The organism is Candidatus Marivariicella framensis, assembly GCF_982709265.1.
Window position 1 is genome coordinate 66,535 of sequence record NZ_CEXPNT010000007.1, and the last position, 15,874, is coordinate 82,408.

At 28.8% G+C, this 15,874-nt stretch carries 11 protein-coding genes; 3 read left to right on the plus strand and 8 right to left on the minus strand.

All coding sequences use genetic code 11. The annotated features are described in order from the left end of the window. Nucleotides 1–15 precede the first annotated feature (15 nt). A complete protein-coding gene (holA, locus tag AC34EU_RS03995) occupies nt 16–1,017 on the plus strand; it encodes a DNA polymerase III subunit delta (protein ID WP_487533559.1) in 1,002 nt (333 codons plus the stop codon). Here holA and AC34EU_RS04000 read toward each other — a convergent pair. The 6 genes from AC34EU_RS04000 to AC34EU_RS04025 form a co-directional block, all read right to left on the minus strand. Continuing rightward, the gene (locus AC34EU_RS04000) at nt 1,014–3,428 is read right to left on the minus strand and encodes an alpha-ketoacid dehydrogenase subunit alpha/beta (protein WP_487533558.1); all 2,415 of its coding nucleotides are present in this window, start codon (nt 3,426–3,428) and stop codon (nt 1,014–1,016) included. The genes holA and AC34EU_RS04000 overlap by 4 nt on opposite strands. A 41-nt stretch (nt 3,429–3,469) precedes the next feature. Beyond that, nucleotides 3,470–6,265, minus strand: coding sequence for a hypothetical protein (locus AC34EU_RS04005; RefSeq protein WP_489696071.1), 2,796 nt, complete (start codon nt 6,263–6,265; stop codon nt 3,470–3,472). A gap of 10 nt (nt 6,266–6,275) precedes the next feature. Further along, a complete protein-coding gene (gene uvrA / locus AC34EU_RS04010) occupies nt 6,276–9,101 on the minus strand; it encodes an excinuclease ABC subunit UvrA (RefSeq protein WP_487533556.1) in 2,826 nt (941 codons plus the stop codon). 64 nt (nt 9,102–9,165) lie between these two features. Beyond that, nucleotides 9,166–10,836, minus strand: a complete 1,671-nt coding sequence (ggt, locus tag AC34EU_RS04015) for a gamma-glutamyltransferase (RefSeq protein WP_489696072.1) — start codon at nt 10,834–10,836, stop codon at nt 9,166–9,168. 12 nt (nt 10,837–10,848) lie between these two features. Beyond that, the gene (locus tag AC34EU_RS04020) at nt 10,849–11,433 is read right to left on the minus strand and encodes an acyl carrier protein phosphodiesterase (protein ID WP_487533553.1); all 585 of its coding nucleotides are present in this window, start codon (nt 11,431–11,433) and stop codon (nt 10,849–10,851) included. 89 nt (nt 11,434–11,522) lie between these two features. After that, nucleotides 11,523–11,645 carry a hypothetical protein gene (locus tag AC34EU_RS04025; protein ID WP_487533551.1) on the minus strand — a complete coding sequence of 41 codons (123 nt, stop codon included), beginning with the start codon at nt 11,643–11,645 and terminating at the stop codon, nt 11,523–11,525. Nucleotides 11,646–11,720: 75 nt separating this feature from the next. Between AC34EU_RS04025 and glmM the strand changes: the two genes are divergently transcribed. Continuing rightward, nucleotides 11,721–13,103, plus strand: coding sequence for a phosphoglucosamine mutase (glmM, locus tag AC34EU_RS04030; RefSeq protein ID WP_487533550.1), 1,383 nt, complete (start codon nt 11,721–11,723; stop codon nt 13,101–13,103). Here glmM and AC34EU_RS04035 read toward each other — a convergent pair. Further along, nucleotides 13,096–14,121 carry a lysophospholipid acyltransferase family protein gene (locus AC34EU_RS04035; RefSeq protein ID WP_489696073.1) on the minus strand — a complete coding sequence of 342 codons (1,026 nt, stop codon included), beginning with the start codon at nt 14,119–14,121 and terminating at the stop codon, nt 13,096–13,098. The genes glmM and AC34EU_RS04035 overlap by 8 nt on opposite strands. A gap of 6 nt (nt 14,122–14,127) precedes the next feature. On the opposite strand from AC34EU_RS04035, the gene AC34EU_RS04040 reads away from it, so the two are divergent. After that, entirely contained in the window at nt 14,128–14,682 is a 555-nt protein-coding gene (locus AC34EU_RS04040) for a rhomboid family intramembrane serine protease (protein WP_489696074.1), read from the plus strand. Here AC34EU_RS04040 and AC34EU_RS04045 read toward each other — a convergent pair. Next, on the minus strand, nt 14,675–15,796 hold the full coding sequence (locus tag AC34EU_RS04045) for a redoxin domain-containing protein (protein ID WP_487533546.1): 1,122 nt from the start codon (nt 15,794–15,796) through the stop codon (nt 14,675–14,677). The two genes, AC34EU_RS04040 and AC34EU_RS04045, sit on opposite strands and share 8 nt — an antisense overlap. Nucleotides 15,797–15,874 lie beyond the last annotated feature (78 nt).

Sequence of the window (15,874 nt, forward strand, 5' to 3'; positions counted from 1 at the left end):
GCAAAAAATAATTAAATGCAGCTTCACGATAAGTTAATAGATCAAATTAAAAGTGGAAAAATTGTTCCCTTTTATTTATTATCAGGCACAGAACCCTATTTTATCGATAGTATTTCTAATTATATCGTAAGTAAATTAATTTCTGAATCTGCTAGAGATTTTGATTTTAGTGTTCTTTATGGTAAAGATACTTCTGTGAATGAAATCATTGAAACTGCGAAAAGATACCCTATGATTGCAGATCATCATTTAGTTTTAATTCGAGAAGCTCAATATCTAGAAAAAAAATATGATGAATTATCGAAATATATTTTAAACCCTCAAAAAAAATCTGTTGTTGTTTTTTGTTACAAAAATAAATTATTTGACAGGAGGAGTAAGTTGTTCAAGGCTGCAGCTTCCAGTGGTGCTATATATGAGTCTAAACCTCTATATGAAAATCAAATTGGCAGTTGGATATCTTCTCAATTGAAAAATGATGATTTGGAGGCAAGTCCAAAAGCTATCCAATTGTTAATTGAATTTTTAGGTTCAGATTTAGGAAAAATAAAACAAGAAATTAGTAAACTAAAGATTTTATGCTCTGATAAATTGATTACTCCTGAATTAGTTGAAAAATATGTTGGAATTAGCAAAGATTTTAACAATTTTGAGTTAATTAAGGCTGTAGGGTCTAAAAATAAAAATAAGTCAATTCAAATAATTTTTTATTTATCTAATAATTCTAAAAATAATCCATTAGTATTAACAATATCCTCATTATTTCAGTTCTTTAAAAAATTACTTTTATTCCACGGAATAAGTGGAAGTAGAGCTAATCTTTCAAGCACTTTAGGTGTCAACCCCTACTTTATTAAAGATTATGAAATAGCTTCTAAACTTTATAATATGAAAAGCTGTAGCTACGCTATCAATTTAATTCATATAGCAGATCTGAAAAGTAAAGGGATAATAGGAAATAATGAAAGTCACAAAGAAACTTTAATTGATCTTATTAATGAAATTTTTAATATTTAAAACAGGTTTGGAAACTTTTCCGGATTTAGTTCATTCATTAACTGATACACTGTTTCAAAAACATCATTAACATTTGGCTTTGAGAAATAATCGCCATCAGTACCATATGCAGGCCTATGCTCTTTTGCAGATAAAAGTTTAGGCTCACTGTCAAGTAAATTATATATTTTCTGATTATCTAATAACTGTTGAAGAATATAAGCTGATCCTCCACCAGGCATGTCTTCATCTACAATCAATAACCTATTTGTTTTTGTAATGCTTTTTTTAATTTCATTCAATAAATCGAATGGAATTAATGTTTGTAAGTCAATTACTTCAGGCCTAATATCATGTTTATTAAGTTCTTTTGAAGCTTCTAATACTAGTTGAAGAGTAGCACCATAACTAACTATTGTTATATCTGTTCCTTTCTTTAAAATTTCTATTTTTCCAATAGGAAATGTAAATAATCCCATATTTACAGGTAGAGTCTCTTTGAATCTGTATGCATTTAAGGTTTCAATAACTATTGCGGGTTGGTTTAGTTTTAATAAAGAATTATACATGCCTGCAGCAATTGTCATATTTCTAGGAGTTAAAATAAATATTCCTCTTAAAAGATTAATCATTCCTCCCATTGGAGATCCAGAATGCCATATTCCTTCTAACCTGTGACCTCTAGTCCTTATAATTAAAGGTGCAATTTGTTGACCATTAGTTCTATAACTTAAAGAAGCTAAATCATCACTTAATATTTGTATACAATAAAGTATATAATCCAAATATTGAATTTCTGCAATTGGCCTTAACCCCCTTAATGCCATGCCAATACCCTGACCTACAATTGTAGCCTCTCTGATTCCACTATCTTCAACTCTATGCTCTCCATATTTATCTTGTAACCCCTCTAAACCTTGATTTACTCCTCCAATTTTACCACAATCCTGACCAAAAATTAATAATCGTTCATTTGAAGATAATAGGGCATCAAAATTATCTCGTATAATTACTCTTCCATCAACTATTTTTGGCTCTTTAGAATACTTTGGAGGAACCAAATCAAATTTAACTTCTTTTGAATATAAATCAGATGAAAATTTAGGTTGTAAATTTTTTGATAGATTTATTAAATAATCAATAAAATTTTTCTTTGATAGATTATTAATTTTTGATATTGATGGTAATAGAGATCTTCCTATAGAAATGATTTCTCGATAACCAATGTTATTAAGTTTAGCAATTTTAGACCTTACTAATTCAATTGAAACAGAGCTGGAATTGGAACTAGAACTAGCTTCATATAACGAATCTAAATGTGTATTAAAATTTTCAAATTCCTTCTTTATCGGCCTCTGATAATCATTCCAAGCATTAACTTTTGCATTTTTAGCTCTAATTTTTGCTTCAGAATCAATTTTATCTAAAATTGTTTTATCAGATATTTTATTTTTAAGAATCCAGTTTTTAAATTTTAAGTTGCAATCGTGTTTTTTTTCCCATTCTAGCCTTGAAACTGACTTATATCTCTCATGGGACCCTGAAGAAGAATGTCCAAGCGGCTGAGTAAGTTCAATAACATGAACAATAACAGGAATGTGATCAATGCGAGCTCTTTTCTCTGCTTTAGAATAAGCTTTAATTAATGACGAATAATCCCATCCTTTTACTTGAATAATTTCAAAACCGTCTTTATTTGAAGTCTTTTCAAAACCAGATAAAGCCTCGGAAATACTTGATTTTGTGGTCTGAAGATCATTAGAAACAGATATTCCATATTCATCATCCCAGATACTTATAACCATAGGAACCTGCAATACACCTGCAGCATTAATAGCTTCAAAAAATAAACCTTCACTTGTGCTTGCATTTCCAATTGTTCCCCAAGCTATTTCATTTCCATTGTTGGAGAATTTTTTAGACTGTTTTAATTTTAATTTTCTATAAACCTTAGATGCTTGAGCTAAACCAACTAGTCTAGGCATTTGAGAGGCAGTAGGAGATACGTCAGAACTGTGATTTTTTTGCTTCATTAAATCTACCCAAGTACCATCTTTATTAATACTTTTACTTAAGAAGTGCCCTCCCATTTGTCTTCCACCGGACATTGGTTCAAATTCAATGTCAGTGTGGCCGTATAAAGCAGAAAAAAAGTTTTCTGGAGTTAATAAATCTTGAGCCATCAATAATGTTTGGTCTCTGTAATAACCAGATCTAAAATCACCATCTTTAAAAAAATGATTAAGTGCCATTTGAGGTAATTCTTTACCGTCTCCAAATATTCCAAACTTACCTTTACCTAGAAAAACTTCCCGACGACCAATTATACTGCATTCTCTGCTTAAAACAAGAGTTTTATAATCTTCAATTACCAGCTTTTTATACTGTAAGTAATTGATGTTATTATTAAGATTTAATGTAGATTTTGACATATATATCGACTGTAAAAATACAAAATTTATAACTAATCTATTTAGAACCAAGTTCTAGAAAAAAATGCGGAAATATCTTTTGAATTTAAGGATAGTACAAATCTAATTTTTGATAAATAATTTTCTTTAACTATTGAATATTCATGACTTGAACCAACAGGAAAGTATAATTCTAAATAATCCGGTATAAAGTTTAACCTGACTCCATAGCCATTGTAGAATTTCATCCTTTGATTTACATTCTTAAGAATTCCAAAATCTAAATAACCTTCTACCCACTTCCATATACCGATACTAAAATTTGAACTTAAAATCCATTGATTTGAGCTACTGTTAGGAATTATTGACTTAAACCCTCCTTCATTTAAAATAAATTGTTGACTGAATAAACCTTCTGTTTCAGATCGTCCAAAATAAGCATACTTAAATAAATAATCATTTGGTTTATTTAAGTTAAAATTAAAATAACTGTTATTTATTTTTTTATTTTGAATAAAGCTTCCAAAAAAGAATCTACTTGAGAATAATCTACCAGATTTAAACAATTTTCTATATTCAATTTCTAGTATTAACTTTTTAAAATCTTTTGCAATCTCAATACTGTTTTCTATTGTAAAATATTTAACAGAACCTTTATTAGAAATTTGATACTTAATCTCACCGAGTGAATAATTTGGAATTTTACTATTAAAACTTATAGACTCTTTTTGAATACTATACCATGATAAACTAAGACCTTGTCTAAAGTTACTCCTTAAATCAGATGGTCTAAAATAAAATTTTAATGATGGTACTACAATTTTATATAAGGAATTTGGGGCATAATGAAAGCTACTTCCAAAAAAACTAAATTGAGTTAGATAATTCAGTTTTGAATCATTATAATGTTTGTAGTCAATTATAACTGATCCTACCAAAGTCTTTTCGATTGTTGAATAAGTAGGCTCAATCAAATAAGTAAAAGGTCTACGTTGTATTGTTCTATTATGAAATCTTGCTCCAAATGAAGCTCCATCATATAAGTTATAAAATCCAGTAGGATTGATTAAAATCTGATTTTTGGTTGGATCTTCTGAATCCTTAAAAAACTTTAAACTTAAGGGCTTACTAAAAGAATTATTTTTAAGTGATCGCCAGTTATTAAGTTTATTTGTCTCTGGTAGACTAATAATAGGATTAACCGCAATATAGTCAGCTTCTGTTTTGTCAAAAACAGTAGGTTCACTAGAATTACTAGAAACCCACTTAGAATCGATTATCTTATTATCTTTTATAATCGCAACCTTATAAGGAACAGGTTGGTTAGAGATTTGATCTGTAAATACAGATATTTTATTAAATGATTTTGTAACCTTTTTAATTTTAATATCAAGTGTATGTTTTGAATCTAAATATTTGATAAGATTATTTGAATCATTACTATTGTTGTATTTATTAACAATCAACATTAAATCACTTATGTTATTTACTTTATGTATATCTTTTAAAACAGACTTAAACGAAGTTTCCCCTATATAGTCTTCTAAGTACCTAAAAAGAATACCTGCTTGATATGGAGTAGATATTCTTTCATTAAATTTTATTAATAAATTCTTTGGAGTAGTTGCTGGTTGATGTAAATTTCTTCTCAACATCGATTCTGAATTAATTAGAAATATTTCATTAAAATTTAGTTTGGACAATGAGTAGTTTTTTAAAATAGGGAATTCAGATAATTTTCCGATAAGTTTTTGATTTGGGTAATGAATATCAATATATTTCATTATAAAATAAATTGTTAGGCCATCACTCAACCAGTGATTTTTTCTAAAATCTAAATAGGTGAGTTGAGACTTAACATATTCATTAGTAAAGATTTTTAAAAATTTGATTTCATCAATAAACACTTCATCGAAAGGGCTTATTATCTTAGGGAAAATAGTTAAGTCATTTATTGGTCTTAAACTATAATCATATTCAGTGATTAAAAAAGATTTTTTCTGATCATTTACACCAAAATTCTTTGATAAAAAACTATAAATTTTTTCTATTTTGAGCTGAGATAAATCATTTGAATTTTCAAATATATCGGTAAATATTTTAATTTCTCCTGTTTTAAATTCTCGAATTTTATTTTCTTTTGAAAATATAAATTTTGGAGATCTTTCTGATTTACTCTCATAATATGCTATTTTAGAATTCTCTTTTGAATAACTCTCTAACTTATTCATTGAACTTAACAAATGAAAATTTTTAGGATATGTCCATTTTATTAAATACTTAGATTTAAACAAACTATTATCATTCAGGTTTAAATTACTATGAGTTATCCATTTTCCATTATATAAAGGACTTAAAGCGACTATAAAATCTTCTATGTTAATTGATTTTTTGCTATATCCAATGCCTGTGAATTGTTTGTCAGGAATTGTTATTGAATAATTTATATTAATTGATAATGAGTCTGATGAATTCAAAGGATCCTTTAAAATAAGATATATAATGTCATTTTGATTTTTCAATCTTGACCATTTAAGAGAGTCATTTTCAACTATAAAAGATTCAATTTTTGTATTTCCTTTACTTTTTTTAGAAGAAATATAAAAGCTACGATCAAATTCTTCGGCCAACTTTTGAGCTAAAGGAGATTTTGAGTTACTATAAGAATTAGACCAGTCATTAAAAAACAGAGTATCTATTGTTTTTTTTTGATTATTTGATATAATTAATTTTTGATTAATTTCAATTAGCTTATTTTCTATTTTGAGTTTTGCCTCTAATGAATAAGAAGTTGATAGTTGTGAATACAATGGTGATGTTAGAAGAAAAATAAATAAAATAAATTCAAATATTTTCATATTTTTAATATCATAATTTTAATTCTTTAGATAAAAAATATCCCGTATGACTATTCTTTATTTTTGATATCTCTTCGGGAGGACCATAACCGATAAGTTCACCTCCATATTTTCCACCTTCAGGGCCAATTTCAATAACATGATCAACCTGTTTTATAACATCAAGATTATGTTCAATAATTAAAATAGTATTTCCTTTATTAACAAGTTTATTTAAAACTTCTAAAAGAACTCTTATGTCTTCAAAGTGCAGTCCAGTTGTTGGCTCATCAAGGATATACATTGTGTTTCCTGTATCTCTTTTAGATAGCTCAGTAGATAATTTAATTCTTTGTGCTTCTCCCCCTGAAAGGGTTGTGCTTGGCTGTCCTAAAGCTATATAACCTAAACCAACATCTTGTATCGTTTTAAGTTTATTGAAAATTTTAGGAATTGCCTTAAAAAAATTTACAGCTTGATTAATTTTCATATTTAAAACATCTGATATTGTTTTTCCTTTGTAATATATTTCCAAAGTTTCTCTATTAAACCTGTTACCTTGACAAGATTCACACTCAACGTAAACATCTGGTAAAAAATTCATTTCGATAACCCTCATTCCACCACCTGAACAAGTTTCACACCTTCCCCCAGAAACATTAAAACTAAACCTTCCAGGCTTATAACCTCTTATTTGAGCTTCTTGAGTCTTTGAAAACAATAATCTGACTTCACTAAATACTCCACAATAGGTCGCAGGATTACTTCTGGGTGTTCTTCCAATTGGATTTTGATTTACATCCACAACCTTATCTAGGTTATCAATTCCAATAATTTTTTTAAATGGTAAAATCTCCTTAACTCCATTAAAGAAATAGTTGTTTAATATTGGATACAATGTGTCATTAATCAAACTTGACTTTCCGCTTCCTGAAACACCAGTGATTCCAATCATCAATCCTAGAGGAAAATTAACAGAAATATTTTTTAAATTATTACCCGTACAACCTTCAATCAGTAAACTTTTACCATTACCAATTCTTCGATCTAAGGGTGTTTCTATTCTCAAATTCCCATTTAAATAATTAGCTGTTAGCGTATCATGCTTTAACATCTCTAATGGAGTTCCTTCAGAAATGACAGTTCCTCCATTTATTCCTGCCAATGGACCTAAGTCAATAACATGATCAGATCTTAAAATCATTTCCTTATCATGCTCTACAACTATAACTGAATTACCAATATCTCTTAACGCTTCAAGGGAGTCAATTAATCTTTGATTGTCTCTTTGATGGAGACCAATGCTGGGTTCGTCGAGGATATAAAGAACACCAACTAGCTGAGATCCAATCTGCGTAGCAAGTCTAATTCTTTGAGCTTCTCCTCCCGAAAGAGATTTAGAAGAGCGATTTAATGATAAATAATTTAACCCTACAGAAAGCAAAAACTGGAGTCTAACTTTTATTTCCTTAACTACTTCGTTTGAAATTTTCTTTTCTTGAATAGATAAATTATCATCTATTGAATCAAACCAAATATACAAATCACTCAAATCCATTGATGATAATTCAAAAATATTTTTATCAATAATTTTAAAATGATTTGCTTCAATATTTAAACGAGAACCATTACATTTTGGACAAAATCTTGAGTCCATAAAGTTTTTTGCCCAACGCTTAATTTTTCTAGATTCGTTGCTATTAAACTGATTAATTATAAAATTTTCAATTCCCTCATAATCAATTACATACTTTCTGGTCACACCCAAAGACTTAGATTCAACTGAAAACTTTTCATTGGAACCCTTTAAAAGAACATCTAAAGCTTCAGTAGGAATTTTACTTATTGGATCATTTAAATTAAAGTTATATTTTTTTGATATAATCTCAATCTGCTTAAAATTCCAATTATTATTTTTTTCACCTAAAGGTATTATACCTCCACTATTAATAGAAATAGATTGATCAGGAATAATTTTATTTCTATTAGCCACATATTCAAAACCTAATCCTTTACATGACTTACACATTCCTTTTGGAGAATTAAATGAGAAGTTATTAGGTTCAGGTTTAGGATAAGATATACCTGAATTTTCACACATCAAATTACTACTGAAAAATCTTGAATTTCCTTCGTTAAATTGAATTATCATAAGACTTTCATCTCCATACTGTAAAGCAGTTTTTATTGATTCCTCTAAACGTTTTTTTGAATTATCTAATGAATTAACTTCTAGGACATCAATGAGTAATTCAATATCATGATTTTTGTACCTATCTAATTTCATTCCCTTAGAAATATTCAAAATTTCTCCATCAACTCTTACCTTTAAAAAACCTTGTCTAGACAAATTATCAAACAGTTCCCTGTAATGACCTTTTCTTGACTTAATAATAGGAGACAAAATAGCAACTTTTTTATCTGTAAAATCCTTGAAGATCAAATCTAGAATCTGTGACTGAGTATAACTAACCATGGGTTTGTTAGTTTCGTAGCTGTAAGCAATTCCTATTCTAGCATATAGAAGTCTTAGATAATCGTATAGTTCCGTAATTGTCCCTACAGTTGATCTTGGGCTCTTAGATGTAGTTTTTTGTTCAATTGCTATAACGGGGGATAAGCCATCAATTTTATCAACATCAGGACGTTCTAAATTTCCCAAAAATTGCCTTACATAAGCTGAAAACGTTTCCATGTATCTTCTTTGCCCTTCTGCATATAAGGTATCAAAGGCCAAGGAGGATTTACCACTTCCAGACAAACCAGTTATTACTACTAGTTTGTCTCTAGGTATTTTGAGGTCTATGTTTTTTAAATTATGAACTCTAGCACCTTTTATATCAATAAAATTTTCCAATAGTAAAAACTTGAATATTCAGCAAATATAACTCTTAAAGCTCCACTAAAAAAGATATAAAGTTTTATCTTAAAACAGAAGAAGAATCATCACCTCTAGGATCAGCTCCAGTAGAAATAACTCCATTATCATCAATCATTATGGCATCAACTCTACCAATTATTCTGGAAAATCGTTCTTCAATATTATATCCTATATTATTTAAATTTAATATTAAACTTAAATCAAATTGTTTTGGCTCTAAAATTACAATATCAGGCATCCACTGATGATGAAATCTGGCGGCATTAACAGATTCTTGTATTCCCATATTAAATTCATATGCATTTAAAATAGTTTGAAAAACTGATGTGATAATAGTTGAACCACCAGGTGTTCCTAAAATCATATATAATTTTTTATTTTTTTCTACTATTGTTGGAGTCATTGAACTTAACATCCTTTTTCCAGGTAAAATAGAATTAGCTTCACTCCCTAATAAACCAAACATATTAGGAACGCCAGGTTTACTGCTAAAATCATCCATTTCATTATTTAAAAAATAACCTCCATCCTCAACATAAACCTTTGAACCGTAACTTCCATTAAGTGTAGTTGTTACTGAAACTGCATTTCCTTCTTTGTCTATAATAGAGTAGTGAGTAGTTTCCTCAGTTTCATTGAAAACAATATTTCCAGGGTTAATATCACTTGATAAAGTTGCTTTTTTCCAATTAAAGTCACTCATTCTTTTATTAAGGTAAAGAGAATCCAAAAGTTCATTTTGTGGAATATTGACAAAGTCTGGATCTCCTAAATATTCTGTTCTGTCTGCGTAAGATCTTCTTTCTACTTCAACCATTACCTGAATTGACTCCATTGAATTATGACCATATTTTTTAATGTCAAAAGGTTCTATCATTTTTAACATTTGTCCAAGACAAACTCCACCACTTGAAGGAGGAGCCATGGACGTAATAGTTAATTCTTTATACTCAAACTGAATGGGCTTTCTCCATACAGGATAATAATTTTTTAAATCTTCTTTACTAATAATGCCTCCAGTGTTTTTAACTCTATTAATGAACCTCTCTGCATTAACACCTTGATAAAAACCAGCTCTACCGTTTTCTTGAATAAGCTTCAATGTGTTTGCAAGAGGTAAGTTTATTACAATATCTCCCTTTTCATGTTTTTTTGCATAAAAGGTGTTTTCTCCATTAACTTCAATAAACTCATTCTTTTTACCGTCAAAACTTTTTTGTTGCTTTTCTGTTACAAGATATCCCCTGGTCGCTAAATCAATTGCAGGCTGAACCAGTTCACTCCATGGAAGTGATCCAAATTTTTTATGAACTTCATATAAACCAGCAACTGTTCCTGGCACTCCAATAGCTAAGCCTCCAATTATACTTTTTCCTTTAATAACATTTCCATCTGAGTTTAAATACATATCTCTTGAAGCAAGAGATGGAGCTTTTTCTCTATAATCTAATGAACCAAAAGAACCATCATTTTTTCTGTAAACTAAAAAACCCCCTCCAGCTATATTGCCTGCGTTTGGATAGCAAACAGAAAGAGCAAGATCAGTTGCAATCATTGCATCAAATGCATTACCTCCTTTGTCTATAATATTTACACCAATTTTAGAAGCTTCAGTTCTAGCAGACACTACAGCTGCTTTAATAGCTATATTTTCTGGTGAATTACAACTAATAAAAAGTGAGGCAGTTAAGATTAACAATATTTTATTCATAAATAAGTGTTTTTAGTTTTTGATTAAATTTTGTTTAACAGCATTTTGAATATCCTCGAAAAATAGAAAAAATTGTGGTTCTATTATAGGTAAAAGTGAAACAAATTTCTCTACACTTGAAGAAAGCTCTGAAGGATAATTAGTTCGGGTCTCCATTTGGAGTAATATTTTCTTTAAACCTTCAATTGTTGAATACGATTTAAACCAATTACCTGTAATTAAATATTGTAATGAAGATCTAACATTTATTGGAAGATCATTTTTATTTAAAACTAATTTTCTATAAAACTCTTCTGAGAATTGATTTAAACTTATTTCGCTGTATTTAGTCCAATTTTTAGCTAATAAATGATCGTAAAACATATCAACAAGGACTCTGCTGTAATGACGATGGGTATTGAAAAATAGTTTTGTGTGACTTCTGAAAATTTCATGAGAATCAGTATAAGAGTCAATAAATCTATGGAGCAATATACCTTTTTGCCATAAGGCAGGATAATTTTTATATCTATTACCTTTAACGCTGTCTGCAATAAAATTGCCTAAAGCAATATCTTCATTATTACCTGAAAGGTATACATGAGCGAGATAATTCATTGAATAAAGGTAATGTGCTTTTTAATTAAGTTAAAATCCATTTACCTAAATATTTTCTCTTTTTCTATTAAGTTTCAAAAAATTAAATTTTAACAACCTCTTGCAGGCCAATCGATATTAGGATATCCCTTATCACTAATTATTTTCGGCCATCCTTGCCAACTTTCAATAGGCTCTCCATCCTCACATAGATCTAATTCATATTGATACACTTAAATAGAGTTAATTTCCTTAAATTAAAATCTTAAAGCATCATAATTAATTCAATCTATTATTATCTTTGATTTATGACAATAATTAAATCCATTTCGGGAATTAGAGGAACAATAGGAGGAAAGCCAGAAGAAAACTTAACACCTATTGATGCAGTAAAATATGCTGCTTCTTATGGAACATTTTTAAAAAAAAAGTATCCTGATAAAGTTATAAAAGTTGTTATCGGTAGAGATGCGAGAATATCTGGAAACATGATTCAAAATCTTGTTCAAAACACTTTAATTGGGATGGGAATTAATTGCATTGATCTCGGTTTATCAACAACTCCTACGGTTGAAATTGCTGTTACAAAAGAGAATGCCTTAGGTGGAATAATTCTTACTGCTAGTCATAATCCTAAAAATTGGAATGCATTAAAACTATTAAATAAAGATGGAGAGTCTCTTAGTGCTAATGACGGAGATGAAATATTCTTAATAGCCGAAAAAAATGATTTTAATTTTTCTGGGATTGATGATTTAGGAAATATAAAATCAAATTTGACATACATTGATTATCATATTAAAAAGGTTTTAAATCTAAAATACACAAATAATAAAGCAATTAAAGATTCTAATTTTACTGTTGTAGTAGATGGAGTAAATTCTACAGGAGGAATTATAGTCCCTAAACTACTCGATAAATTAGGTGTTAATTATATACCTATTTACTGTGATCCTACAGGGGAATTTCCCCATAATCCAGAACCATTAGAAGAAAACTTATCTGATTTATCAAAGGCAGTTATCTCTAATAAAGCTGACCTAGGGATAGTGGTTGATCCAGATGTTGATAGGTTAGCATTTATAGATGAAAATGGAGAAATGTTTGGAGAGGAATATACTCTAGTTGCTTGTGCAGACTATATATTATCAAAAAAAATAGGAAATTCGGTTTCAAACCTATCTTCTACTTTAGCCCTATCTAAAGTGACTGAAAAACATGGTGGAAAATATTTTGCAAGTGCCGTTGGAGAAGTTAATGTAGTAGAATTAATGAAAAAAAAGAATGCAATTATTGGGGGTGAAGGAAATGGAGGTGTAATCTTACCTGAATTTCATTATGGAAGAGATGCTATTGTTGGAATTGCATTATTTTTATCGTTATTGGCTGAGAGAGAATTACCTGCTTCAAAATTAAAAAAAACATATCCTGAATACTTTTCAAGTAAAAATAAAATAACTCTTGGTCCTGAAATGAACGTAGATAGTCTTTTATTAAAAATGAGTAATAAGTATAAAAACTATAAACCCATTACAATAGATGGAGTCAAAATAAACTTTGAAAACTCATGGGTTCATTTAAGAAAGTCAAATACTGAGCCGATAATTAGAATATATACTGAAGCTGACTCTAAAAACAAAGCACATGAATTAGCTAAAAAGTTTATAGAAGAATTAAAAAAGATTATTTAGGAGCTTTATCCATATACTTATATCTATTGTGAGACCAAAGATATTGTGATGGATCGCTTGATATCGTTTCTTCTAGCATATTATAGAACACGTCAGTAATTTCATTTTCAATAGTTTGTTTTGGAGAATCTGATACGAGCTTAAAATTTGTTTCATAAAACCCTCTTTTTACTCTTTTAATATCTGCATATACTATAGCAATGTCAAACTCTTTAGCTATTCTTTCAGCTCCAGTAAAGACGGGAACCTTATTACCCATAAATAATCTCCAATATGTTTTTTCTTTTGGAAATGGAGATTGATCAGCAGCAAAACCATAAATAGCAGTATGTTTATTTTTCTGATGCTCTTTTATTGTCTCAAGTGTATGATATCTAGATATTAAAAATGCGTTATGCTTTTGTCTTATTTTTTTAACCAATTTATCAAAATAAATATTTGTCAAAGGTGTGTAAATTCCATAAGTTGAACTTCCAAAGGCTTTAGCTTTAAACAAGAGCCATTCATAACTAGCATAATGTCCACACATTATAATTACACTTCTTTTGTTTTTTGAAAATTGAGTCAATAAATTTATGTTATTCACTTTAAATCTTTTATTTATTGATTCAAGAGTCATAGACATTGATTTAATCATTTCTAAAAAAATATCACACATATGAGTATAAAAAGCTCTTTCAATTATACGGATTTCCTTGATTGACTTCTCAGGAAAAGAAAGTAATATATTTTTTCTTATCATTTCACCTCTATATCCTAAAAAGTAAAAAAGTATAAAGCTGATGATATCTGACAAAAGATATAGCAAAGAAAAAGGAAGAATTGAAATTCCTTTAAGAATTGGATAAATAACTACAAAAGCAATGCGGTTCATGCTACAAGTTTTATACAAATTTAATAGATTTGAATTCAAATAAAGTTTATGAGCATCACTTTTGAAGTTCTTATTGTCATTTTGATTAATTCTCTCATTAGTTATAAGGGTTTTAATGATGTTATTTTTTTTGAAAAATTTCATTTCAAAATGAGTAACATTAAAAATGGAGAATATTATCGTTTTTTAACTTCTGGATTTTTACATGTTGACAAACAACACCTTCTTTTTAATATGGTAACCTTATACTTTTTTGGGGATTTCGTCTTAAATATTTTTGGTACATTTTGGTTTTTTTGTTTGTATTTGGCTTGCTTAATAATAGGAAGTGTGTTTTGTTTTATAATTCATAATAAAAATAATAATTTTTCTGCAGTGGGTGCAAGTGGAGCAGTAACAGGAATATTGTTTAGTGCTATTTTAGCTTATCCTGACCTAAAACTAGCTTTGCTTTTTTTTCCAATACCTATGCCAGGCTATTTTTTTGGTATTGCTTATTTAGTTTACACCTTTTATGGAATTAACAAAGAAAACGACGGAATAGGACATTCTGCTCATTTAGGAGGAGCAATTAGTGGAATTTTACTATCAATAATATTAAAGCCAGAACTCATCTTACTGTCATCTAAAACACTCCTACTTTTAAGTATTGTAATTGTTTTTGGGATAATTTACTTTAATAAAAAAATTAACAGCTCTACTTAACATTAAGTAGCTCTGAAACTTTCGCTTCTAATTGAGAACCTCTTAGGTTTTTAGCGACAATGATACCCTTTTCGTCAAGAATAAAACTTACTGGTATGGCTTTTACTTTATACAATTTAGCAATTGGATCCTGCCAAAACTTTAAATTTGAAACATGGTTCCATGTTAAATAGTCATCGGCAATAGCACGAATCCATTGAGGTTTACTTTTATCTAAAGACACTCCAATAATCTCAAAACCTTTGTTATTAAATTTTTTGTAAATCTTAACCAGGTTAGGGTTTTCTCTTCTGCATGGACCACACCATGAAGCCCAAAATTCTAACAAAGTAACCTTACCCAATTTATCATTTAAGTTTAACATTTGACCGTCTGGTGTTGGTGCGTTAAAATTGGGAGCAAAATTTCCAACTTCAATTGGTTGATCTGGATTATTAAAAATTGAGGATAACCGCTCCCCAATATCAGAACCTTTTATTCGTTCTGTAAATAAATTAAAAATATTTTTTGCCTCGGTTGTTGATATAACTTTTTTACTCGAAACAAAGCGTTCTAAAAGAATAACACTTAAATATGAATCAAAATTTCGTTTTAAGAACTCAATTTCATATTCATGTATCTGAGTTTGTACCAAATTATAATCATTTTGAAGATCAATAATTAATTCATTCTTTCCATTTTGAGATGCAAGTTGAATTTCAGATTTAATTTCATTTATTGTTTTAACGAACTTTTTTGTCTCATATTTATAATCATTAAAGTGATCATTTGATGTAGTGCCAGAGATTTTGGATGATCCAATACTGTCTTTAAACATTTTAACTTTAATCTTACCTTCTTCAATAATAATGGGTAAGTTGAAATTGAAACCTTCTACTTTAATAAAACTTATTGAAGGGTTTATTGCCTTGCCCTCCATCAAAAATTTATTTTTCTCAATTGTTGTTGAGTCTACAATTTGAGGCTGATTGTTAGAGTTTGCAATAATTCGATATACTTTTAAACCATCTTTTGTATCAATATTTCCTTCAATCGAATAATAGCCTGGTTCAGAACTACATGACACTAAAAAAAGTAAAAAAAACGAGCAGAAGAGTAATAAAATATTTTTCATGTTTCAAAATTACAAATTTGATTTGGCTTGTGGGGCTTGTGTATGGATATTTTTAAAGAACTATATTTGTATTTATTT

What these genes read in the sequence shown, in the direction of transcription:
- AC34EU_RS04000 (WP_487533558.1), bottom strand. Translation starts at nt 3,428, where the DNA reads ATGTCAAAATCTACATTAAATCTTAATAATAACATCAATTACTTACAG.
- AC34EU_RS04040 (WP_489696074.1), top strand. Translation starts at nt 14,128, where the DNA reads ATGAGTAACATTAAAAATGGAGAATATTATCGTTTTTTAACTTCTGGA.
- AC34EU_RS04035 (WP_489696073.1), bottom strand. Translation starts at nt 14,121, where the DNA reads ATGAAATTTTTCAAAAAAAATAACATCATTAAAACCCTTATAACTAAT.
- AC34EU_RS04005 (WP_489696071.1), bottom strand. Translation starts at nt 6,265, where the DNA reads ATGAAAATATTTGAATTTATTTTATTTATTTTTCTTCTAACATCACCA.
- ggt (WP_489696072.1), bottom strand. Translation starts at nt 10,836, where the DNA reads ATGAATAAAATATTGTTAATCTTAACTGCCTCACTTTTTATTAGTTGT.
- holA (WP_487533559.1), top strand. Translation starts at nt 16, where the DNA reads ATGCAGCTTCACGATAAGTTAATAGATCAAATTAAAAGTGGAAAAATT.
- glmM (WP_487533550.1), top strand. Translation starts at nt 11,721, where the DNA reads ATGACAATAATTAAATCCATTTCGGGAATTAGAGGAACAATAGGAGGA.
- AC34EU_RS04020 (WP_487533553.1), bottom strand. Translation starts at nt 11,433, where the DNA reads ATGAATTATCTCGCTCATGTATACCTTTCAGGTAATAATGAAGATATT.
- AC34EU_RS04045 (WP_487533546.1), bottom strand. Translation starts at nt 15,796, where the DNA reads ATGAAAAATATTTTATTACTCTTCTGCTCGTTTTTTTTACTTTTTTTA.